The sequence below is a fragment of the Psychrobacter sp. H8-1 genome (assembly GCF_904846575.1).
GTDB classification, from domain to species: Bacteria; Pseudomonadota; Gammaproteobacteria; order Pseudomonadales; family Moraxellaceae; genus Psychrobacter; species Psychrobacter fulvigenes.
Map to the genome: position 1 here is coordinate 2,003,839 of NZ_CAJHBG010000001.1, position 23,085 is coordinate 2,026,923.

19 protein-coding genes are annotated in these 23,085 nt (G+C 43.4%); 11 read left to right on the plus strand and 8 right to left on the minus strand.

Annotated features, from left to right (window positions below):
- Positions 1-369: 369 nt before the first annotated feature.
- Complete coding sequence (locus JMY01_RS08100) at positions 370-1,371, plus strand: D-cysteine desulfhydrase family protein (protein WP_201575083.1); 1,002 nt, start codon at positions 370-372, stop codon at positions 1,369-1,371.
- A gap of 62 nt (positions 1,372-1,433) precedes the next feature.
- On the opposite strand, the gene JMY01_RS08105 is transcribed toward JMY01_RS08100, so the two are convergent.
- From JMY01_RS08105 to JMY01_RS08115, 3 genes are all read right to left on the minus strand, one after another.
- Positions 1,434-2,240, minus strand: a complete 807-nt coding sequence (locus tag JMY01_RS08105) for an AraC family transcriptional regulator (RefSeq protein ID WP_201575084.1) — start codon at positions 2,238-2,240, stop codon at positions 1,434-1,436.
- Positions 2,241-2,258: 18 nt separating this feature from the next.
- Positions 2,259-2,438 (minus strand): hypothetical protein, encoded by a 180-nt coding sequence (locus JMY01_RS08110; RefSeq protein ID WP_201575085.1) that lies wholly within the window; start codon positions 2,436-2,438, stop codon positions 2,259-2,261.
- 280 nt (positions 2,439-2,718) lie between these two features.
- On the minus strand, positions 2,719-4,101 hold the full coding sequence (locus tag JMY01_RS08115; RefSeq protein ID WP_227677764.1) for a cytosine permease: 1,383 nt from the start codon (positions 4,099-4,101) through the stop codon (positions 2,719-2,721).
- A gap of 429 nt (positions 4,102-4,530) precedes the next feature.
- Here JMY01_RS08115 and dinB point away from each other — a divergent pair, with 429 nt between their 5' ends.
- From dinB to infA, 8 genes are all read left to right on the plus strand, one after another.
- Positions 4,531-5,616: a DNA polymerase IV gene (gene dinB, locus JMY01_RS08120; protein WP_201575086.1), complete on the plus strand. Its 1,086-nt coding sequence runs from the start codon at positions 4,531-4,533 to the stop codon at positions 5,614-5,616.
- Positions 5,617-6,112: 496 nt separating this feature from the next.
- Positions 6,113-7,297, plus strand: a complete 1,185-nt coding sequence (gene queA / locus JMY01_RS08125; RefSeq protein WP_201575087.1) for a tRNA preQ1(34) S-adenosylmethionine ribosyltransferase-isomerase QueA — start codon at positions 6,113-6,115, stop codon at positions 7,295-7,297.
- Positions 7,298-7,447: 150 nt separating this feature from the next.
- Positions 7,448-9,397: a FimV family protein gene (locus JMY01_RS08130; RefSeq protein WP_201575088.1), complete on the plus strand. Its 1,950-nt coding sequence runs from the start codon at positions 7,448-7,450 to the stop codon at positions 9,395-9,397.
- A 57-nt stretch (positions 9,398-9,454) separates the two neighbouring features.
- The gene (locus tag JMY01_RS08135) at positions 9,455-11,143 is read left to right on the plus strand and encodes a FimV/HubP family polar landmark protein (protein ID WP_201575089.1); all 1,689 of its coding nucleotides are present in this window, start codon (positions 9,455-9,457) and stop codon (positions 11,141-11,143) included.
- Between the two features lie 147 nt (positions 11,144-11,290).
- Complete coding sequence (locus JMY01_RS14300; RefSeq protein ID WP_265089857.1) at positions 11,291-11,776, plus strand: asparaginase domain-containing protein; 486 nt, start codon at positions 11,291-11,293, stop codon at positions 11,774-11,776.
- 89 nt (positions 11,777-11,865) lie between these two features.
- Positions 11,866-12,405 carry a hypothetical protein gene (locus tag JMY01_RS14305; protein ID WP_265089858.1) on the plus strand — a complete coding sequence of 180 codons (540 nt, stop codon included), beginning with the start codon at positions 11,866-11,868 and terminating at the stop codon, positions 12,403-12,405.
- 79 nt (positions 12,406-12,484) lie between these two features.
- Positions 12,485-13,372 (plus strand): tRNA pseudouridine(38-40) synthase TruA, encoded by an 888-nt coding sequence (gene truA, locus JMY01_RS08145; RefSeq protein ID WP_227677766.1) that lies wholly within the window; start codon positions 12,485-12,487, stop codon positions 13,370-13,372.
- Positions 13,373-13,524: 152 nt separating this feature from the next.
- Positions 13,525-13,746 (plus strand): translation initiation factor IF-1, encoded by a 222-nt coding sequence (infA, locus tag JMY01_RS08150; RefSeq protein ID WP_265089859.1) that lies wholly within the window; start codon positions 13,525-13,527, stop codon positions 13,744-13,746.
- A 317-nt stretch (positions 13,747-14,063) separates the two neighbouring features.
- Here infA and JMY01_RS08155 read toward each other — a convergent pair whose 3' ends face one another.
- From JMY01_RS08155 to leuC, 5 genes are all read right to left on the minus strand, one after another.
- Positions 14,064-15,185, minus strand: a complete 1,122-nt coding sequence (locus JMY01_RS08155) for a L,D-transpeptidase family protein (RefSeq protein ID WP_201575090.1) — start codon at positions 15,183-15,185, stop codon at positions 14,064-14,066.
- 341 nt (positions 15,186-15,526) lie between these two features.
- Complete coding sequence (gene leuB / locus JMY01_RS08160) at positions 15,527-16,630, minus strand: 3-isopropylmalate dehydrogenase (RefSeq protein WP_201575091.1); 1,104 nt, start codon at positions 16,628-16,630, stop codon at positions 15,527-15,529.
- Positions 16,631-16,684: 54 nt separating this feature from the next.
- A complete protein-coding gene (locus JMY01_RS08165) occupies positions 16,685-17,338 on the minus strand; it encodes a hypothetical protein (RefSeq protein WP_201575092.1) in 654 nt (217 codons plus the stop codon).
- A gap of 114 nt (positions 17,339-17,452) precedes the next feature.
- Positions 17,453-18,103: a 3-isopropylmalate dehydratase small subunit gene (leuD, locus tag JMY01_RS08170; RefSeq protein WP_201575093.1), complete on the minus strand. Its 651-nt coding sequence runs from the start codon at positions 18,101-18,103 to the stop codon at positions 17,453-17,455.
- 51 nt (positions 18,104-18,154) lie between these two features.
- Complete coding sequence (gene leuC, locus JMY01_RS08175) at positions 18,155-19,573, minus strand: 3-isopropylmalate dehydratase large subunit (RefSeq protein ID WP_201575094.1); 1,419 nt, start codon at positions 19,571-19,573, stop codon at positions 18,155-18,157.
- Positions 19,574-19,920: 347 nt separating this feature from the next.
- On the opposite strand from leuC, the gene JMY01_RS08180 reads away from it, so the two are divergent.
- Together JMY01_RS08180 and putP are read left to right on the plus strand one after the other, a co-directional pair.
- Positions 19,921-20,793 carry a LysR family transcriptional regulator gene (locus JMY01_RS08180; protein WP_201575095.1) on the plus strand — a complete coding sequence of 291 codons (873 nt, stop codon included), beginning with the start codon at positions 19,921-19,923 and terminating at the stop codon, positions 20,791-20,793.
- Between the two features lie 653 nt (positions 20,794-21,446).
- Positions 21,447-22,946 carry a sodium/proline symporter PutP gene (gene putP, locus JMY01_RS08185; protein ID WP_201575096.1) on the plus strand — a complete coding sequence of 500 codons (1,500 nt, stop codon included), beginning with the start codon at positions 21,447-21,449 and terminating at the stop codon, positions 22,944-22,946.
- The last annotated feature ends 139 nt before the right edge of the window (positions 22,947-23,085 follow it).

A 23,085-nucleotide genomic window follows, 5' to 3' on the forward strand; every position in this document is an offset into this window, starting at 1 on the left:
AAACGAATTTAGACTCTCGAGTTTAAGCAAGTTTCGCCTCAAACATTAGATTGTTTGGGGTTTTTTTGTGTCTAATAAAAAAACTGTTTCTTTAATACTCATGCATTGTGTAGTATCAATATTGAATAACTTGAATAATTAACACTAATAGATAACACTCAATCTAGGGCGTGTCCTCATTTTAAAAATGGAGATAAAAATGAGATAAATCGCCGTCAAACAAGGAAAATAGCGAAGATAATATCGGGATATTACCTAGCTATTTAACGCTGTTTGGCAAGATTTAGCCATTTTTAGCCCATTTAGGTATCCTTCGATTGAATTGAGGACATGCCCTAATAACATCTCTAACTATAAAGTGAACAACACATGGACTATAACCACATACCAAGACAGTCATTAGGCTACTTCCCCACCCCTTTAATTGAGCTGACCAGATTAAGTAAAGAACTTGCTGGTCCTAAAATCTTTATGAAACGAGATGACAATACGGGACTGGCACTCGGTGGCAATAAAACCCGTAAGCTTGAGTTTATTATCGGTGATGCGCTTGCCAAAGGTGCTGATACCATCGTTACTGCAGGGGCTGCGCAGTCAAATCATTGCCGCCAGACGGCAGCCGCTGCAGCAAGCTTGGGGCTTGAGTGCCATTTGGTTTTGGGTGGAGAAGAACCTGAGCAATTAAGCGGCAATTTGTTACTGGATAAAATTTTTGGTTGCCATATTCACTGGGCAGGAAGTCACCGTAAAGGTGAAGACATCCCTCAAATCGTTGAACAATTGGCCCAAGCAGGCAAAAACGTCTATGTCGTCACTTATGGCGGCTCAAGCGAGCTTGGCGCTTTGGCATTTGTAGAGGCCTTTAAAGAATTAGAATCGCAACGTGAAAGCATAAACGAAACATTTACTCATATCGTCTTTGCCTCTAGCTCTGGCGGCACGCAAGCAGGGTTAATGCTTGGTAATAGAGTGTTCAACTCACCCTATCAAATAATGGGCATCAATATTGATAAAGGCGAAACCGATAAAGTGCCTTTTGATCAATATACCCTCTCTCTTGCTAATAGCACGGCAAAACTCATCGGTGCAGATTATGAGTTTTCGGAGTCAGACTTTATACTGAACTCCGATTATGTTGGCGAAGGGTATGGCGTGGTTGGCGCACTCGAAAATGAAGCCATTGCTCTGACTGCGCAAACTGAAGGCATACTATTAGATCCTGTCTATACAGGTCGTGCGATGGGCGGCCTCATAGATATGATTCGTACAGGCAAAATCAAGAAAACGGATAGTGTCTTGTTTTGGCATACGGGCGGTGCACCCGCTTTATTTGCTTATTCAAGTGACTTAGATATCGCTCAAAAGCGCTAAACCTCAAACACTTTACTTTGATCATTTAATGTGCCGTTTTTATAGGGTGCTTTTTGAATGCTTTAAAGAAAATTTGAGTGATTTGAGGGAGTATCTTTGGGTGAAAAACCAAAGTGCCTTTTGTAGATGCGTGAAAAGTAGCTTTGATCAGTGAAACCGACCTGATACCCTACTTCAGCAACAGAGCTATGATTGCCTTTCATTAGTATTTTATTAGCGACTGTCAGTCTGTTTACCTTAACCCACTCCGCAAACGTATAAGGCAAGTTTTGAAATAGCAGATGAATATAACGCTCAGAAATATGACAAGCTTGTGAGACTAGCTTCAGAGAGATGTCTGGATTGGCCAAATTTTGATAGATAAAGCCTTCGATACGCTGTAGATGAGCCGCTTTTATTGTTGATACATCACTGTCTGCTAGAGACAGTGTGGGACGATGCAATGTATGAATAACCAAATCCAACAGTTGCTGCTCCAACAATTGTGATTCTACACCAGACAACTGCAGACTAGTGGCTAACTGTAATGCTTGATTGATTTGATGATTAAGCAATCTGCCAGAGCCTTTTTCAGTCGTAATAGGCTGTGCGAAATACTGCTCGATCAAACGTTGGTGTGCAGCTAATTTACCTATAGGGACCTTTAAAACCTGTAACTCTACTTTTTGAGTGTGAAAGAACTTATAAGGCTGATGTGACAGCTCAATAAAGAACTGGCCGGGATGACAGATTAACTCGCGTTTTTGCTGTTGAAAAGAGACCGAACCCTTAAGTGGAAATGTCAGCAAGATGCTGTCGTCATTCTGGCATAGGTCTTTACCATTACGGTGATAATGCACTGGATCAGCCAGATAGCTTGAGATACCCATTTGATCTAAATTAGCTTTTTAAATTTGACCCACAAATTGATTAGGCTTTTGAAACTGTACCTGCAGATCAAAATATGTGTCATTGATAGTACCTTGCCAACCATCCGCACTCAGTAGACTTTTAGCCTGCTGTTGCATGGTAAAAGTACGTTCAGCGTACCCACTCATTGTTTCATTCGAATCCATATCATACTGCATCCGCATTTATCCTTAAATGTCAGATAATCAACGCCTATTTACTAGAGTTTGCCTCACTAAATTTCGTTTAACATTTGGGCGTGTTCAACACACAATAGTTTTAAAAAGACAAAAACCATCTTAAAAAAACAGATGGATTTGTGAATATATTTATAAATACCGCTTGATCGCATTTAAATGAGTCGAAAAGCTATTATAGTTATAGCAAAAAAACACCCCTCAAGGTGTATTTTCTTTATTCTATAATGACGATATCGACAAAACCTTACTTCTGTTGTTATCAAGTTATTGCTTTTATTGGTGACTGCAAAAAATTTTGTTGATATTTAGGCATTAATATGGCGTACAAGATAGTCGCTGTAACAAAAGTTAATGTTGCATACCAATTGATCCAGTTTCCTCCCACATTCATCAATACGATTCCTACTATCGAAGCAACGATCCAAGCTATCAATCCTGACTTATCAAAGGCTGGTATGCGTTGCGGATCAATAACAGGTACAGCACCAAAGACAGCTTCTCTTTTTGGGTACAAAATATGAGTCAATGCAATAGCCACCCAAGCTACTACAAACACGCCTTGGTAAGCCAAAGCTTGTAATAAGTAATTGAACACATCTAACAGCATGAGTACAAAAATAAATGCACCAATCAATAGAGCACCGACGTATTTTGGAATGTTGATATTAATGGTATCTTTAAGAAATGCTTGTAAGTTGGTAGTAGCTAATAAGTAATTTGCAGTGTTGATACGAGTCTGAGTAATGACAACAAAAATCAGACCAAATATACCCATTAGCTTGACGAGACTTAACGTGATTGATACCTCTGACAGCTCACCCTCCATAGGAATGGTACTAACTAAGTAAATACCTGCTAGTCCACTCAAAAAGAAAGCCACTAAGTAAAAAGGTATGCCAAAATTGAACCAAGACAAATACTGACTGTCTTCTTGTTTACCATAACGGGCATAATCGAAAGTGTACATCATCAACACCCATATACCCATGTAGTACACAGCGACATTCCACCAACCAAAAGGCGATGGTTCAGCAGGTCCTCCATTTAACCAAGCATCGCTATAGCCAAACTCGTTGGTTGCCATGACTACTGCAGCTATAAGTCCAATTAAATAAAACGGCAACAGTATGCCGTTTAGTTTATCTAGCCAGTTTTGCACGCTACCCATAATCATAGGTACACTATAGGCCACGACTATCAAAGCAGCGAGCCAATAGGGCAAGGATGGATAGGTTTGATGAAAAGTGACCGCAATGACAGAGCCCTCAAAGACAGCGTAATACATGGCAGTAGCAAAAAATATCAAGGTAGCTAAAGCCGCGCCTTTATTACCGAATAGGACTCGAGAAAACAATGCCACCGACATACCAGTGCGAATGGCATAGCGAGTAATGACTCCGTTGATAACGCCATAAGCCACACAGCTTATCAATAAACCAATAATTGCATTTTTAGTGCCATAGTTCTCTGCCATAGCAATACCAATGACCAGATAAAACATGGCACTACATACTCCCCACCATGCCATAGTGAGCGAGCCTCTGGTGGCTCGATCTTCGATAGGGACCAGCTCTTGGTTAGGATCAGAGGGAATATCAGAAGTATTACGTCCTGTATTCTTTGGTTGAATCACACCTGCCATATCATGCTCCTTATGATAATTTGCTGGTTGCTTTTTACTCTGTCATTATCGGCTCTAGCATTGATGCGATAGTTTTTACTCAACGCATCGACTTCTAATTCCTGCAACAACCGCAACCAACCTCACCCTTTACGTCCTGTAAAGGTTTTTACTTCCATAACATAGTTATAACTAAAGCTGCTAGATTAGAGGATAGTCATTTAACTATAGAGAATACTTGAAGAAATAAATTGACTGTATGTGCAGTGTTTTTGATTGCAGGCGCAGTTTAACTTAGTTTTTTGACTAATTATTCAGAACTAATTATCAACTGTTTGGCTAGCTGCTCTGAAAAACATAAACACCATCAACCCTCTAGCTTTTGACGCACAAATTTATGTCGGAAAGCAACACTAAAACCCAAGCACAAATTCAGGTAAAATAGAGCGCATGACAGACTCTATCATCCCTGCCCCACGTAAGATTATTCATCTCGATATGGATGCTTTTTATGCCAGTGTCGAACAGCGTGACTTTCCGCAGTATCGCGGCAAGCCATTAGTGGTTGGTGGGGATCCGAGCGGACGCGGTGTGGTAGCCGCTGCCAGTTACGAGGTACGGCCGTTTGGAGTACGCTCTGCCATGTCCTGCTACGAAGCACGCAAACGTTGCCCAGAGGTGATATTCGTAAGACCACGATTTGATGTCTACCGCGCTGTCAGTGCCCAAATCCGCACTATTATGCACCGCTTAACGCCTCACGTTGAGCCATTATCATTGGATGAAGCCTATCTGGATGTCACAGGCTTGCAAGCCCATCAAGGCTCAGCCACATTGATGGCCAATTGGCTGCGGGCGCAGATATTAGAGCAGACTGGTCTGACTGCCTCAGCAGGCGTGTCATTTAATAAAATGCTCGCAAAGATTGCCTCTGATCTGAACAAACCCAATGGTACGGCTGTCATCACCCCAGCGGATGCAGAGGCTTTTATCAGTGCGTTACCCGTAGAGCGCTTTCATGGTATCGGTAAAGCCACGGCCAAACGCTTACACGCAATGGGAGTGAGTAATGGCGCTGACCTTCGTCAAGTGCCACCTGAGTTGCTCATCAATGAATTTGGTAAGCGCGGACAGTTTTACCATGATATTGCGCATGGGCGCGACGAGAGAGCAATCAAATCTGAGCGCCAACACAAATCAGTTGGCTCAGAGACCACTTTTAGAGACAATTTAATTAACGATACCGAGTTACTGCCGCAAATATATGCACAAAATGCCGACGCCTTTCATCAAATGCATAATAAGCAGCTGATTGCTTATACCATTACCCTCAAAATAAAATACGCTGATTTCACCCAAATTACGCGCTCACATACTCTATCTACGGCTTTTAGCAGTGCCGAATCGGCACATTACTGGTTAGATAAGCTGTTTTTGGATATACCGCGCGACTTGCCGATCAGATTGGTCGGTGTGACCTACTCTTCCTTAGCGCTTGCGACCGAAACCCTACCGCAGTTAGATTTATTTGATTAGGGTCTGTTGAACATTCAAATGTGGTACTGGCGGTGACTATTTTTTAGGCAATACGCAGTGAAATTTTTGACGCCTAGTCATTCTAGGGTAGACAATTTCACCATGTATTGGCAAAAAATAGTCCCGCCCCGAAGGGCTGATGCTAAAATCACCCCAAACAGTGTTACAAACCTAGCTAAGGTCTAGATATTATCGTCGGTTTGCGCCTAGTTTGGTGCGATTTTATCTATCAGCAGCCCTAATATTTGAGTGTTCAACAGACCCTAGATTTTTAACTGTCTTTTTAATTTATATCTAAAAAATGCAGATATCATGAAAACTTAGATGGCTGTGATTAAATGACAACGTTTGGACGACTTTGTGTATCTAATAACGCTTAGGCTATTTAATATTTTCATACCAATCTTATAACTTATGATCACTAGGAATTTGTCACGTTCTTGGCGGGTTTCTGCTAAACTGACGCCAAAATTTTCACCTATTTAACGACTCTACTATGACCAATCCAAATTCAGAAACCAATCATCAAAATACTGATAGCACACTTACCTATCTTAGCGTCGCTGATTATGATTATGAGCTACCTGACAGCTTTATCGCCCGCTACCCTTTAACACAGCGCTCAGCTTCCAAGCTCTTATATTTACCTGCTAGCGAGCAAAAAGAGCAAACAAACCAGCCACAAGACTATATATTTACTGAGTTGCCTTCACTACTCAATACTGGCGATCTGATTGTGTTTAATGATACCAAAGTAATGAAAGCGCGACTGTTCGGAAAAAAGGACACGGGTGGCCGTGTTGAAGTCCTAATCGAGCGCTTAGTAGATGGCGAAACTTTAAGCGCAAATACAGAAAACCTCGACATTGACAGCGAGGTGATTTCTGCACAGCAACACATCGCCCTTTGTCATGTAAAAGCCAGCAAAGCACCAAAGCTTGGGCAGCGCTTGTGGTTAGCTGACGAAAATATGGGCTGTGTGATGATCGGTCGACAAGACAACTTGTTCGTTTTGGGCTTTGATGCGCCTATCTTGCCTGATTTAGAGCGTTATGGAGAACTACCAATACCGCCTTACTTTGAGCGCCATGCTGATGCTACTGACAATACACGCTACCAAACCGTCTTTCATGATCCTGCAAAACTTGCCAGCGTCGCCGCGCCCACGGCGAGCTTACATTTTGATGACACTATTTTAACTGCGTTGGCTGATAAAGGCATTAACACTGCCTTTGTGACCTTACATGTAGGTGCAGGTACCTTTGCGCCAGTGAAAACAGACAATCTGCTCAACCATACGATGCACAGTGAGTACGCGCACTTACCACAAGCCACAGCCGATCTAATCAATCAAACTCATGCCAATGGCAAAAAGATCATTGCAGTTGGCACGACTGTTGCACGTGTTTTAGAGACGGCTTATCAAAAAACGGCAGATGACAGACAGTTTGTGGCGAGTTGGTCAGGAGATACAGATATTTTTATTTATCCTGGTTTTAAGTTTGGGGTGATCGATAGGCTGCTGACCAACTTTCATTTACCTAAATCTACTCTATTAATGTTGGTATCAGCATTTGCAGGTAAAAGTGCAATTGAATGTGCTTATCAGCACGCCATTGACAATCAATATAGATTTTTTAGCTACGGCGATGCCATGCTACTCGATAGAGTAGATTATTGATCGGGAAGTTAAGCAGCAGTTACCTGTATTGGCCGCAATGCCTATCAATTAAACTGGTAAACTAGATACTATTTTGTTATAACAACATTGATACATTATCATCATTGTTATTACCAATCATTATTCTAAGTCACTATAAAAGGGCTGCGCATGTCTTGGCATTTACCTCACCGATTGACCAGTATCCATCGCGCGGTGTCAATCGCACTACTATACTCAGTAAGCTCTACGGTATTGTTGCCTGCTGCACAAGCTGCCACTATGGGCAAAACAATCATTACCTCCGCCCAGCACGAGCCCTTGGCCGCGAGTATTGCGGTCAGCGACATCAACGCTCAAGACTTTGCAGCCAGTATTGCAAGCCCTGTCGTCTATCAACAAATGGGATTGACTCCCACTGCCTCAATGTCGGTGCGATTCATACCAACCTCGGCGACGACTGGTCAGCTGCTTATCAATACTTCACAGCCTGTATCGATGCCGTTTGCGGATGTGGTGCTGGCGATTAATGATAGTGGCCAACGTAATGTGATGCCGAAGACCTTACTCATGCCACTTGGTAATAGTGTCCCTGTTAAACCTTCAAATAGTGTGATTGCTGGTGCAAAAAAACCAAATCTACCAGTCGTCTCAAACCCCACTGCCCAGCCTTTGGCGGTAAAGCGTGGAGCACCGCCGCCATTATTTACAGAGCCAAACATTAACGCGCCGATACAACCACAAACTCAGACCTTACCACAAAACAATACTCTAAAAACCTCTGCCGCAAGTACCTTACCAACGATGAGTGCGACTGCTTTACCGCCTTTCAAAGCAGCTGAAACGGCAAGTATACCAAGCACAATTGCCCGTGCGCCGCAAACAGTTGAGCCCAATATCGCACCGAGGAGTAAAGCTGACAGTACTTCGGTCAATAACAATGATGCAAATAATGTCAGTGCTAATGTCAGCGCTTTGAACAACACTAGTTCGACTGCTAAGGCTAGCAATACTGCAACAGCAAACACGTTGAACGCTACTACTAATAGTATTGAAAAAAATAGTGACACAAGCTTGCCGACTAATAACAGCGTTACGGCACAAGAGCCTAGTACTCCTGTACAAACACCTTTAGAGGCCAATACTCAAAACAATACTGTGCCAGCGGTGAACATTGACAACAAACAATTAGATATTTTAAATATCCAAGTGACACGGCAAATTCAAGCCAAAAAAGATGCTCGTAAAGAAAATACGGATAAAAGCATTGTTAGTCAGTCAACACCTTTGATGATTGGCGCTGGGAAGAGTGACGCTGATGAGAAGCCCTCCGAAGAGAAAGGCGCTACTACCAGTGCCGCACTGGCAGCAGAAACGGCGATGCAACCTGCAGCTAGCAGTAATTCTGCTGCACCTACCTCATCCACAGTAGCAAATAATACAGCTGCCGCAGCAAGCATTTATACCGTACAGCGTAATGATAACCTGTGGATTATCTCTCAGCAGATTGCTAAGCAAAACAACCTAGACGTACAAACCGTCATGACGCAAATCAAAGAGCAAAATCCTGACGCCTTTATTGCACGAGATGCCGACTTGCTAAGAGCTGATGCTCAGTTAAAACTTCCTGATTATGACACTGTGCCTTCACAGCAGAGCTTACAAACTGCCATTGCTGCCCAAAGACAGTATTACTCGCAGAGTCATTCAGCCAAAGCAAAGGACAGTAATAAGAAAAAACCTTTATCAAAAACTGATAGTAATACACCAAAAGTGGCTTCGAAACCCATACCCGCTACGACAAAGCCCTCAGCTAAAGACACTGATAAGCCTGTGCGGACCACCACCAAAAAACTACCACAGGCACGATTTTCAGTGCTCGCTCCTGGTCGTGATGGTAGCGCAGATGGCACCCAAACCAAAGCAGCAGCGGCAACTGGAAGCGGCTTAAGCACTGATATCTTAGCCACCCTTAAATCGGCTCGACAAAACACAGCAGATCAAGCTAAGCGGGTAGCAACTACCAGAAACACCCTTGGTAGTTATGCCCAAAAGTTACAATTACAAAATCAAAAACTGGCTGAGCTTGAAGCTCGTCTAAAAAAATTACGCAATCAATAATTGCCTAGCTGTTCAGCCTCATTGCTGTAAACAGCCCTCATAGGCGTGGGAGTATTTATGGATAACATGCTAAATATCGTTGCAGGCCTAATGGTCATTATACTGTTGGCAGTATTATTACTACGTAGAAATAAAGCGCAAAAACCACCCACTAGGTCTATTACTAAAGCCAGTAAAAGCACGGCTACTAGTGTACCTGTAGCAAGAAAACCTACAGAGAGTAGCCGTCCTGATCAAAGCGTCATTGATCAAGGTGCGACTAGGTTTGATCCTTTGACCATCGCCCAGCGTTTTATAGATCAGCAGCGTTATGATAAAGCGATTGAGACATTAGAACGTGGCTTAAAAGACAAGCCGCAAGATACGCAGTTATCACTTAAATTATTAAATATTTATGCTATTACCAATCAGCATGAAGATTTTAATAAAACCTATGATGCCATTCATTCATCCGCTGATACAGTCGCTATCGATGAAGCGAATCAGCTCAAAGCGTTGTTAGATCAAGAACAAGTACAGAATACGCCAGTACAACCGCAAGCTGACAAGGAAGCAGACTTTGAAAGTATAGACTTTGACCTTTCTACATCGCAGCAAGCTACGCAGACCCAACCTATCCAAAATGTAGATAGCTTCGACAATTCAGATGACTTCAATACACTCGATCTAAATGTACAAAGTGAGACTGTAGATGCACAGCACATTGACTCTGATAATAACGCTAATGATGATGGATTTGCTCTTACTTTAGACGACCTCGAAACATCGGAGCTAGAAGTCAGTGACTCAGAGACTTCTCATGCTGGCTCTGATAACACTGAGTTTGACATCAGTGCAGACGAGACTTTTGAAAAGCCCTCCAGTACTGTTGAAAACATTGATAATGACTTTACATTTGATTTCGATTCCCCTGCAGATACTGATCTTTTTGTAGAAGAAACCCCTAAAACTCATGCACAAGAAAGCCATTCTGAAGAGAGCATCAGCTTAGAAAATGACTTTGTTTTGGACTTAGAGGACTTTACCAGAGAAGCAGATGATTTTGATATTCAAGAGAACGAGAAAGCTGAGCAAAATACAGAGATAGATAGTAGCGAAGATTTTATGCTCTTCTTAGAAGATGAAGAAGAGCGTAAAGATGAAGCTAATACTTTAAGCGACTTTAACGCTCAAACAGAAGAGGCTGATAGTGTCTTAGGCATGGGAGTTGCAGACACCATATCGCAACTTGATGAGCTCAGTTTTGATGACGAAATATCTATTAATACTAATATAGATACTAATGTTGATACTGCCATTAATACTGATACACAGCCGACAACTGAAGACGTAACAGCAGCGACAACTGATACCTCTATACAGGATAGCGCACCAGCTGATGACAACATGCTGATCGATGATGACTTTGACTTTGATTTTGATGCATTGATCTCTTCACCGTCTGCTGATACCCCAGTAGCCACTGAAGGCGATGATACTGATGCTATCAGTTTTAGTGAAGATGCAGACACACACAGCCAAGTTCCAGTGGCGCTAGGGGCATCAGCTGACTTTGCCGCGCAGTTTGATGCTGACTTTGATTTTGTCAAAACTTTAGACAATAACCAAGTTACTTTAGATTTGGCAACGCAATACCTGCAGTTGGGTGAGTACGATAGTGCTAAACGCTTGCTTAATGAAGTTGTCATGCAAGGTAACAGCGAACAACAAAGTCAAGCGCAAGCGCTGCTTGCCCGTACCGCTTAAAGTGCTGTAAAAGTCATTCACGCCTAGACTAAGCGCCAACGTGCTCTTTACAAGCATTCTGTGAAAATAGGATGCTTGTTTCTATTTTAGCGTTGCACGTCCTGTGGTAATCTAGGTTATTACTCATCCTATTCTGGGCGGTGATTCATGCCAGCATCTTCTACCTCTTTAAAGCAAAAACCCTCTGTGTTAACCCCTATTCAGCTTATTTATGCTGGAGGTACATTTGGTAGTTATGGACGCCCTTTAGCGCCACTTGATGCTGATGTGTTCTTGCCAGCTTTGCAACAGCTTCTGAGCGAGCATAATAAAACTGATAACCTACCAGCTATCTCTTGGTTGGACAATACGCTGATTAAAGACAGTAGCCAGCTGACACCAAACGACTTTGTACATTTTTATACTTTATTATTAGAGGCTTATGCTCAGGGCTTGCGGCAGTTTGTCTTAATTACTGGTACAGATACTCTCAGTTATCTAGGTGCTTTTTTGGCAGAGGCATTTGCAGGTTCTGATATCTGTGTGGTCGTTACTGGTAGTATGCGTCCACTACTAGACAGTGAGATACTGCAGACTTATGCTATCGATGCAAATAGCGATGCTTGGGATAATCTCAGTGCTCTCTACGCTTAGCTGCTGGCGGAGAGCCTGGTGTCAAGATAAGCTTTGGCGGTGAAGCATGGCCGGCACAAACGGTACAAAAGATCCATAGTCATGATTTTATGGCTTTCACTGGACACATGCGCGCCGCTTATCCCGCCAATAGTTACCAAAAGCGCTTGCCAGCTGCCCGCCTGCAACACTGGATAGATGATCAGCTAGCGCTTAGCGCATCTATTCAGGCACATGTAGAGCACGCTAGCATTTATCCCATATATTGCGTGCCTAATAGCCCTGATGTCTTAAGTGCACAGCTAAGCGCTTTATTAGAGCAGCCGCCATCTGGCATCATATTATTAGGCTTTGGTGCGGGTAATGTTCCCTACTCTGCAGGCTTGGCTGACGCTTTGAATCGTGCTTATGAAGCAGGCCACATGGTCGTGTGTGCCAGCCAATGCCCGTTTGGCGGCGTGAGCGACAGCTACGCGGCTGGCAGTTGGCAATACGACTATCACGTACTTGCCGGTGGTCGCTTAACCATTGCCGCTATTTATGCGCGTTTACTGTGGTTGTTATTGCGTTATGATACTCCTACGCGCAGACGCCAACGCTGGACTCATACCATAAACCAGTCCGACACTGCCGCTAAAAGAAATCGCTAAATATACAATACACCTTAGAGGCCTTATATACTATAGCCCCTCATAAAACCAAATCATCACCCTTTGTTCTGAGCCCTTTATGACTTCATCGGTAACACCTGACCAACCCACATTGTCCGAATCTAAAACCACCCTCACACAGGCCGCTGAAAATCAAGATACCCCTACTTATACGTTGGCCATTGCCATTGAGTTTTTGGGTACCAACTATCATGGCTGGCAACGGCAAAAAGAAGTACTGGGCGTACAAGAAGCCTTAGAAAAAGCCATTAGCACGGTGGCAAACGAGACAGTAGAGGTAATCGCTGCTGGCCGTACAGACGCTAGCGTGCATGCGAGCAATATGATTGCCCACTTCGTCACCCATGCCTATCGCCCAACTCACAATTGGCTACGCGGCGTCAACAGCTTACTGCCTGATGATATCGCTCTACGCTGGGTACAGCCGATGCCTGCTGACTTCCATGCCCGCTTTGGTGCCATTGCTCGCCGTTATCGTTATATTACTTTGAATCAAGCGCAGCGCCCCGCTATTCTCAATCACCAAGTGACTCATATTCACGAGCCACTAGACCTGGCAGCAATGCAAACTGCCGCTGCAGACATAGCTGGAACGCATGACTTTAGTAGCTACCGAGCAGCAGCCTGCCAATCCAATCAGCCCATACGCAATGTGAGCCATGCCAATCTCTTTGCCCATGGGCAGTTCATTGTCTTTGATATTCAAGCAGATGGTTTTTTGCATCACATGGTGCGTAACCTTATGGGTACGCTCTATGCCATAGGTAAGCATGAATTACAGCCTACAGACTTCTTAGACATTCTGGCCAAAAAAGATCGCACGATCGCACCACCCACTGCATCTGGTGATGGTCTATACTTCATTAACGCTTATTATCCCGAGCATTATCAGCAGTTGTTACCCAAAGCACCGCTAACACCCATTTGGCTCAACCTACCTGATTAAACCAATGTAAGGCTAGGGTCTGTTGAACATTTAAATAGGGTACTGACATACATAACGATTACATGCTGTCAAGTAAAAACCTGAGACCGTATTGCTTTAATCTCAAAACCTGCGTATAATACTCGCTTATTTTTCATTGATTGATACAGATTATGGCTAAAGACGAAATTATTGAATTTGAAGGCGAAGTCATCGACACCCTTCCAAACACTTTGTTTAAAGTTCGTTTAGAAAACGGACACGAAATCATTGCTCATATCTCAGGCAAAATGCGCAAGCACTATATTCGCATTCTAACTGGTGATAAAGTTAAGGTTGAAATGACCCCTTACGACTTAACCAAAGGTCGTATTACTTATCGCGGCAAAAACTAATTTTTTGTTATATGGCGTGTACTAAATAACAGTTGCTCAATGATAGGCTGTTAAACGGGTTATTAAGTGGGCTGGTTATTCAGCTAATATAATAGCTTGGCTGTTTTACATGACAATAATAACAAAACCAATGACCTGTCTACTAACTCGCCATAGATAGTGGCTCGTTTAATAACTGACGTTAGTTTTGTACTGCCCAAAAAATACCGCTAATTTTTTAGCGGTATTTTTTTATGGATGCGACTAATGAAGAAGATTGTTTTAACGTTTCTTTATTTCAACTCGTTTTATTCCTATTCATTTTATTCCCATCCGCTCTACTTAAACTCTACTGTGGCACCATCTTTGATGGTACCTAAGAGTGCCAAAGCATCCCAATTAGTCAGGCGTATACAGCCTTCCGAGGCCTGACGACTAATACGCTCAGGGTCTGGTGAGCCATGGATACCATAAGAAGGCTTACTCAAACCAATCCAGACACTACCGACGGGATTATTAGGTCCTGGCGGGATAATCGTCTGACTGTCATCAGCATGTGTAAAGGTATAATTCGGCTCATGCACTTTTACTTCAACCGTATGTGTACCGGATGGTGAAGGTGTTGCCGTGCTACCCACTGTGGTCGGATAACTGGCAACAAGGGTACCATTGTCATCATAAGCATATAAGGTTTCGGTTGTTTTGTCGGCTACTACTCGGCTTACTTGCTCGGTATTTGGGTTACCAGGATTATAGATAATGATGGTCTCGCCAGCCCTGAACTTGGCGTTCGGATTGAGCGTTTTGAGGTACTTTTTACTCATGTGAAATTTTTCTGCCAGTGCTTCGATGACACTTTCGTAATACATGCCCTCAAGCTTAGCCTTGGCCTCTGCACCAGCGGGGATGGTTGTGGTCTTAATATCAATATCGCTATCTTTGAGGGTATAATTAACCAATACTGGCTGCGTAGCAAGCTTGTCATCACTAGTCAGTGCTTGCCACGTCTCTGTATTCAGCTGCTCTGTCACCGCTAGTCCGTTAGTCTTTTGAAAGGCTTGCATGGCTTTTCGGGTGTTTTTACCCCAATAACCATCGACCGCTCCAACACCGTTATGTTGCCAATTCAGTAAGGCTTGTAACTTGGTACCTATGCTGCGATCGATATCAGCGCCTTCTGACCAGTTGGCATTATTCACTTTCTTTGCTACTGTCGAGAGATTGTCGGTGTTATATTTGATCGTTGGTAATAGATTATTTAGTAAACTTGCAGTCTCCGTATCTCGGGTAATCTTTTGACTCACGCCATTGGTTACTGGACTAACCTCACTGTTTTTAACACTGCTATTGTTTTTAATATCGGTATTATTTGTTGTAGCAGCACTACTTGGACTCATAAATAGTACAGTAGATAAACCAATAGCTACCACTGCACTACTGACTTTTGTTAATGGGTACATGAACACTCCTAAAGTTATTATTTATTATTCATTTTGTTATCTGGCTTTTTATTGTCTAACCATTTATTTTATTGCTCAACCATCATGTCACATCGCCCTGTGAGCATATAACACCTTTATGTTAAGAAGTGCTTATTCTTATAGTGGCTGTGTTATACAAAACTAAATAATAAAAGATCAAATAGACGTCACAATCTGACTGCAAAGCCATTTAAAAAGTCTCATAACTTGCCAAAATAGTGCGCTGATAAATTTTATATTCCCACAAAAAAACCCATAAACCACTCAGTAGTTTATGGGTCATAAAAGCTTAAGTACTTAACTTTACAACGGCGGTTCGCTTATGACAATTTAGCCAATACTGCTTCACCCATTTGTTTACAGCCCACTTGAATCAGGCCACTCTCATCACTGTCTAAGATATCAAGCGTCCGTAGACCATCATCGAGTACATCACTAACCGCTTGCTCAATCGCTTGCGCTGCTTGTTCTTGCTTAAAAGTATAACGCAGCATCATAGCAACAGAAAGAATTGTCGCCAATGGATTGGCTTTATCTTGGCCTGCAATATCAGGTGCTGAACCATGGCAAGGCTCATACATACCTTTGCCATCTTCATCAAGGCTGGCAGAAGGTAACATACCGATAGAGCCTGTTAGCATGGCCGCTTCATCAGACAAGATATCGCCAAACATATTGCCCGTCACCATCACGTCGAACTGCTTTGGATCACGAATCAGCTGCATACAGGCATTGTCTGCATACATATGCGACAAGCTTACATCACTATAGTCGGCTTGCTGCATTTCAATCATCGTCTGCTTCCACAGCTCTGTGACTTCTAGGACGTTCGCCTTATCGACCGAACATACTTTGGCAGGTGTGCCAGCTGCTTTTGCGCGAGTTTGTGCCAACTCAAAAGCAACTTTTCCGATACGCTCAATCTCGCTGGTTTTATAGACCATGGTGTTGTAGCCTTGCTGCTCACCATTGTCTAACGTGCGGATGCCGCGCGGCTCACCGAAATATATACCACCAGTCAACTCACGCACGATGAGTAAATCTAAGCCAGAGATAATCTCGGGCTTGATACTAGAAGCATTTGCCAGTTGCGGATAGAGTTTTGCTACACGCAAGTTGGCAAACAAGCCAAGCTCGCTACGGATTTTTAGTAGGCCACGTTCAGGACGCTTGCTACGCTCGATAGCATCCCACTTAGGACCACCTACAGCACCTAATAACACCGCATCTGCGTTACGCGCTTGATTCAACGTCTCTTCGGGCAGTGGTTCGCCCGTCGCATCGATTGCCACGCCGCCAATCAGTCCAGACTCAAGCGTCAACCCCAAATCAAACTTCTTATTGACGGCCTTTAGCACATCAATGGCTTGAGTCATGATTTCAGGGCCAATGCCATCGCCTGCTAATGTTAATATCGTTGCCATACTGATCCTTGTCGGTAATTAAGTAAAAGGTTATGAGTGCTGAGTTGTTTACGCTTAGCTTTTGGTGACCGCAACTTCGATAAATTCACCTTGCTGCTGCGCATCCGTTTGTTTACAAAAATGACGTACAACCGTGCCATCTTCTACCAACTCAACACATAGGGGTTTTGGCGATGCTTTATCGAGTAAGCTACCAGCCTCTTGATTAGACTTATCTTGATAGGCTCGTATCTGATAGGTGGCATCAACAAACTCATGAATGATAGCAAAGCGCTCAACATAGCCAAGATTATTTTCAGGATAAAAGTTCACATGTACTTCACGCTTGATAGGCTTCACTCGTGCATAATAATTGGTCAGCCCCTTTATACTAGAGGGTGCTAAAGGGACTATTTTGACCGATTTGGTGTCTAATAGTGAAGTGACCTCGTCAGCGCTAGGTGTCGTCGTCAACATACTCATGTCAACAGGTTCATGGGTTTCTGGCGAAATAATAGGGGTTCTATCTATATGGGTGACTTCACAATGATAGGTACCAAAACAAGCGAGATTTACCTCACCTGCCACAGGAATGAGCTTACCCATCCACTTATCCGCATTTTCAGCTCTATCAATCTGCTGATAACCGGTTAATAGCTGACAGCCTGACAGCGCTAGACTGGCAGCTATGAGCGTACTAGTAAATAGAGCATAACGTTTTTTATTCATAATGGTGGCTACTGTTCATATAAATAGAAGTGTGCTTAATATTCATTTTAGCCAGTTCGTCACCATAACTCAACGCTGTATGCTTGACTATTTGACATTTATTCAGGCTTCACTTTATGCCCGCACCTCATTAAAGATCCAAGGGGTTTTTTGCATCATTTTTTGCTCATATGCCTTGATTGAGTCGCTTTGCTGCAAGGTTAGACCAATGTCATCAAGACCATTTAGCAAACAATGCTTACGAAAGGCATCTACTTCAAAGGCATACTCTTCACCAGTCGGCGTAGTAACTACTTGACGCTCAAGATCCGCAGTCAGCTCGTAACCTTCATTCTCAAGCGTGGCTTTCATCAGCTTATCGACGATGGCTTCGTCCAAAACTATCGGCAACATGCCATTTTTAAAGCAGTTGTTATAAAAAATATCAGCAAAACTTGGTGCAATTACGGTACGAAACCCATATTCAGACAGTGCCCAAGGCGCATGCTCACGGCTAGAACCGCAGCCAAAGTTCTTACGAGCCAGCAAGATCGTAGCCCCTTGATAACGCGGTTGGTTCAATACAAAGTCTGGGTTGATAGGACGCTTACTGTTGTCCTGACCTGGGAAGCCTTCATCTAGATAGCGCCAGTCATCGAATAAGTTGACGCCAAAGCCAGTACGCTTAATAGACTTTAAAAACTGCTTAGGGATAATTTGGTCGGTATCAACGTTGGCGCGATCTAGCGGACAGACGATACCCGTTTGAGTGTTATAAGCTTGCATGGTAATTCCTATATGATAAAAATGTGAGAAGCGTCAAAGGCCAATAAACCATTAAAAAGTACGCACATCGACGAAGTGACCAGCCAATGCGGCGGCCGCTGCCATCGCTGGACTCACCAAATGCGTGCGCCCACCCGTACCTTGACGTCCTTCAAAGTTACGGTTAGAAGTCGATGCGCAGTGCTCTTCTGGCTCAAGCTTATCGGCGTTCATCGCCAAGCACATAGAGCAACCAGGCTCGCGCCACTCAAAGCCTGCATCGGTAAATACCGTGTCTAAGCCTTCTGCTTCTGCTTGCAACTTCACCTGTCCAGAGCCAGCAACCACAATGGCTTCTTTGATATTATCTGCAACTTTACGACCTTTAATAACCGCAGCTGCATCGCGTAAATCTTCGATACGTGAGTTGGTGCAAGAGCCGATAAAGATTCGATCAAGCTCAATATCAGTAATCGGCTGTCCAGCTTCTAAGCCCATATAGGTATAGGCACGTAACCAACCTTCACGTTGTGATTCATCCGCTGCTTGGTCTGGCGTGGGCACTGACTGAGTCACATCCACGACCATCTCAGGTGAAGTGCCCCAAGACACTTGCGGTGCAATCTGGCTACCATCAATCTCGATAACCGTATCAAACACCGCATCATCATCTGAGTACAATGTACGCCAGTAGGCTTCTGCTTGCTCCCACTGCTCAGCAGTCGGTGCATAAGGACGGCCTTTGACATAGTCAATCGTCGTATCGTCGACAGCGACCATACCGACGCGCGCACCCGCTTCAATCGCCATGTTACAGACGGTCATGCGCCCTTCCATGCTCATCTCTTCAAACACTTGTCCTGCAAACTCAATGGCATGGCCTGTACCACCAGCGGTACCGATCTGCGCAATGATTGCGAGCACCACGTCTTTTGGAGTCACGCCAACACCAAGCTCACCAGTAACGCGGATTTGCATGTTTTTTGATTTCTTTTGAATCAGGCACTGAGTGGCAAGTACATGCTCAACCTCAGAAGTACCGATACCATGAGCAAGACAACCAAGCGCCCCATGAGTCGCCGTATGTGAGTCGCCGCACACTACCGTCATACCTGGCAGTACTAAGCCTTGCTCAGGGCCGACGACGTGCAAGATGCCTTGACGGGCATCATTAATAGTGAATTCAGCGATATCAAACTTAGCGCAGTTATCATCTAAAGTTACTACTTGCAGACGTGAGACTTTATCTTTGATACCTTCCACGCCTTCTGAGCGCTCTTTGGTCACCGTTGGGACGTTGTGATCGGGACTGGCGATATTGGCAGACAAACGCCAAGGCTCTCTATTGGCAAGCTCCAAGCCCTCAAATGCTTGTGGACTGGTCACCTCATGTAATAAATGACGGTCAATATAAATTAGGCTCGAGCCATCATCGCGCTTGGTGACTTCGTGAGCGTTCCAGAGTTTGTCATATAAAGTTTGACCGGCCATGTTGCTATCCTTATTAATTTTAATTGCTAATTGCTTGCTGACTATATGTCGTTATGCGTTGTCAGTGATAATATTCAAGTGGTTGTGGCATATTATATAACTGACATAAATTATATAATTGACATAACTGACGCTGTCTTACGTCAAAAAGTATTTGTGTGCTGTTCAAATTAGAATGTGACAAAATAAATTCATCAAAAGTGTCTCTATACCTTGTGATTATAACAGCCTAATTCTATAATAATAATTGATGATTTTTATCTATTCACAAACTTTTATTTCTAATTCATTGTGACTGGGTATACCAACTTTTACTTATGGCTCGCTTTATAGCTAAGGACATCGTTTTGAACACCACTAATTTGACGACGTTTGTGACTGTCATGCAGACAGGCAGTATCTCAGGTGCCGCAGAAAAGCTCTTTATCACCCAACCTGCAGTCAGTAAGCGCATCAAAAATTTAGAAGAAGAGTTTAAAATCACTTTGTTTGATACCGTGGGTCGCGGCATTGTTCCAACCCAAGCGGCAACTGAGATGCTCCCTCATGCCAAGCGCTGGCTTGATGATTATGAAAACTTCAAAATTAATCTACAACATTCCAAGCAAACCGTTTCTGGCAAGCTGGTCATAGGTACCAGCCATCATATTGGCTTGCATCATTTAGCGCCAGTATTAAAACACTTCATTCAGCGTTATCCTTCTGTACAGCTAGAAGTACACTTTGTAGACTCAGAAGAAGCGCATAAAGCGGTTATCGATGGTAATTTGTCTTTGGCATTTTTGACCTTACCGCCAGTCTATGACAAGCGCCTAACTTACCACACCTTATGGTCAGATCCACTATATTTTATGACTGGCGCTTTATCACCGCTCGCCACCAAAAACAATGTCACGTTAGAGCAACTGGCACACTACCCTGCTATTCTGCCTTCTGCCAATACCTTCACCAGCCAGATAACCCTAGCAGAGTTTGCCAAACATAACCTAAAACCTTATGCCACCATGAGTACCAATCCGCTTGAGTCTATTCGCATGTTGGTCTCTGTTGGACTTGGCTGGTCGGTATTACCGCAGACCCTAATCAGCCAGGATTTAGAACGCATTGATATGGCGAATAATATAGAACTGCAGCGTTATTTAGGCGTGGTCATCAACCCCAAACTGACTCGCTCGACCAGCGTTGAAGCCTTACTTGAACTACTCGCTCCTATCGATTAATGACTGACAGTGATCAATAGCTAACCCCTGAGTTTAAAGGCGCAATTCGCAATCATAACCTCTTTACGTTATAATGCGGCAAGTTTGCTTATACAACATATAGTTACCATAACGGCACAAATAGTCACTTAACGGCATGTATTGAGTAAGGTATTATGGCGAAAAGGCTGCAAAACACAGCTGCTTTCACTGAATGGTTATTATTTACTAATTAACTTAATCGCTGATTAATAGTATTTATGCCCTGATTCTATGAAGATACCTATTCCAATAGATGTAGATTTAATAGAGTAGAAAAATTAACGATCAGTGAATAACGTCCAATGTCTAATAATGGTAGCTTTATGTTTGTTCTTTGCACATCGGCGTATGACTTGGCAAAAGATTATGCAGCCAATGTAGCAAAACAGACGGTTTTAAATGATTGATTTTATCTGTTGCCCATCAGCCAGCACTATTGATGTGGCACAGGCGAAGCGAAAAGCATCGAAAAATACCATCAATCATATAAAACTAAAAGCGAATAATTAAGATAAATAAAAAGCCATTTTGTTTTACTTAATGGCTTTTTTTGTCTTTACGAATCGTACCTTAATAATAAATTTGAAGGTTAAACATAATTACAGCCAATACAGTTGGTTAAGGATAGTTTTATGAATGGAGTTTCTAGTGGCGTAATGATTTCACTGGGCGCCTATTTTTTGGTGATGATTGGGATTGGTATTTATGCTTACTTCAAGCAAGCCAATGACACTGAAGGCTATATGCTCGGTGGTCGTAACCTAAGCCCTGCCGTCACAGCGTTATCGGCTGGCGCCTCAGACATGTCAGGTTGGTTACTATTGGGTTTACCTGGCGCTATGTATGCTGATGGTGTGGTTAGTGCTTGGATTGCCATCGGTCTGACAATGGGTGCGTTTTTGAACTATCTCATTGTTGCCCCAAGATTGCGTGTCTATACTGAAGTCGCTGATAACGCGATCACTCTTCCTGATTACTTCGCCAACCGCTTTGAAGATAAGTCGCACTTGCTGCGTGTTATCTCAGCGATAGTGATTATCTTATTCTTTACGGTCTATACAGCTGCCAGCTTGGTTGGCGGCGGTAAGCTCTTCGAAAGCTCGCTCAACCTCTCTTATGGTACTGGTCTTTGGGTCACGGCTGGTGTCGTTGTTGTCTATACTTTGTTCGGGGGTTTCTTAGCAGTATCTATGACTGACTTTGTACAGGGCGTAATCATGCTCTTTGCAATGGTGATTGTACCTATTGTGGCCTTGACCGATCTTGGCGGTGTAGGTGCTACGACGAACGCTATCAGAGCTATCGATCCAAGTATGCTCGACATTACCAGTGGTATGACTGCGCTTGGTATTATATCCTTACTGGCATGGGGCTTAGGCTATTTTGGTCAGCCACATATCATCGTACGTTTTATGGCGATTCGTTCAGTCAAAGACGTGCCTACAGCACGTAGAATCGGTATGAGTTGGATGATTATCAGTCTTATTGGTGCGTGTGTGACGGGTATCGCTGGTCGCGCTTATGTGGCCAAAACAGCAATGACCTTGGATGATCCTGAGACCATCTTTTTAGTATTTACTCAGTTCTTATTCCATCCGCTGGTTTCGGGCTTCTTGTTAGCGGCGATCTTAGCGGCCATTATGAGTACCATCTCCTCTCAGTTATTGGTGGTATCAAGCTCATTAACCAAAGACGTTTACAAGCTGTTCTTTGATAGAGAAGCACCAGAAGCGCGCCAAGTACTGGTCGGTCGTATCTCAGTAATAGTCGTCGCTATTGTCGCTATATTATTGGCTTCTAATCCAGATAGCTCAGTATTGAACTTGGTCTCTAACGCTTGGGCAGGGTTTGGCGCAGCATTCGGACCCCTAGTTATCTTCAGTCTCACATGGCGCGGTATGAACCGTAACGGCGCGGTTGCTGGTATGGTCGTTGGTGCGTTGACTGTCATCTTATGGGTCTATGGTCCATTTGAGATGAATGGTGTGGCATTGAATAGTTGGTTATACGCCATCGTTCCAGGCTTTATCTTAAGTACCATCGCCATCTTCGCTGTCAGTACCATGACTGGTGGTCCAAGACCTTCAGTATCTGCCAAATTTGAAGAGATGGAGCTTAACTTAGATAAGTAAGTCAAACAATCTTCTCATAAAATATTTGCCAACAACCTCGCTACTGTCATAGTAGCGAGGTTTTTTTATTGTCTCTTATGACTGTCCGACTCGTTGTATTTGCACCAGATCAGCGCTTATCTAGAGCGTGTCATCGATC

Bases quoted from the DNA above. Each gene is read 5' to 3' on its own strand.
- dinB (WP_201575086.1), top strand. From the start codon at position 4,531: ATGACAGACTCTATCATCCCTGCCCCACGTAAGATTATTCATCTCGAT.
- leuB (WP_201575091.1), bottom strand. From the start codon at position 16,630: ATGGCAACGATATTAACATTAGCAGGCGATGGCATTGGCCCTGAAATC.
- queA (WP_201575087.1), top strand. From the start codon at position 6,113: ATGACCAATCCAAATTCAGAAACCAATCATCAAAATACTGATAGCACA.
- JMY01_RS14300 (WP_265089857.1), top strand. From the start codon at position 11,291: ATGCCAGCATCTTCTACCTCTTTAAAGCAAAAACCCTCTGTGTTAACC.
- JMY01_RS08155 (WP_201575090.1), bottom strand. From the start codon at position 15,185: ATGTACCCATTAACAAAAGTCAGTAGTGCAGTGGTAGCTATTGGTTTA.
- infA (WP_265089859.1), top strand. From the start codon at position 13,525: ATGGCTAAAGACGAAATTATTGAATTTGAAGGCGAAGTCATCGACACC.
- JMY01_RS08135 (WP_201575089.1), top strand. From the start codon at position 9,455: ATGGATAACATGCTAAATATCGTTGCAGGCCTAATGGTCATTATACTG.
- leuC (WP_201575094.1), bottom strand. From the start codon at position 19,573: ATGGCCGGTCAAACTTTATATGACAAACTCTGGAACGCTCACGAAGTC.
- JMY01_RS08105 (WP_201575084.1), bottom strand. From the start codon at position 2,240: ATGGGTATCTCAAGCTATCTGGCTGATCCAGTGCATTATCACCGTAAT.
- JMY01_RS14305 (WP_265089858.1), top strand. From the start codon at position 11,866: ATGGCTTTCACTGGACACATGCGCGCCGCTTATCCCGCCAATAGTTAC.
- truA (WP_227677766.1), top strand. From the start codon at position 12,485: ATGACTTCATCGGTAACACCTGACCAACCCACATTGTCCGAATCTAAA.
- JMY01_RS08110 (WP_201575085.1), bottom strand. From the start codon at position 2,438: ATGCAGTATGATATGGATTCGAATGAAACAATGAGTGGGTACGCTGAA.
- JMY01_RS08130 (WP_201575088.1), top strand. From the start codon at position 7,448: ATGTCTTGGCATTTACCTCACCGATTGACCAGTATCCATCGCGCGGTG.
- leuD (WP_201575093.1), bottom strand. From the start codon at position 18,103: ATGCAAGCTTATAACACTCAAACGGGTATCGTCTGTCCGCTAGATCGC.
- JMY01_RS08165 (WP_201575092.1), bottom strand. From the start codon at position 17,338: ATGAATAAAAAACGTTATGCTCTATTTACTAGTACGCTCATAGCTGCC.
- JMY01_RS08100 (WP_201575083.1), top strand. From the start codon at position 370: ATGGACTATAACCACATACCAAGACAGTCATTAGGCTACTTCCCCACC.
- JMY01_RS08115 (WP_227677764.1), bottom strand. From the start codon at position 4,101: ATGGCAGGTGTGATTCAACCAAAGAATACAGGACGTAATACTTCTGAT.
- putP (WP_201575096.1), top strand. From the start codon at position 21,447: ATGAATGGAGTTTCTAGTGGCGTAATGATTTCACTGGGCGCCTATTTT.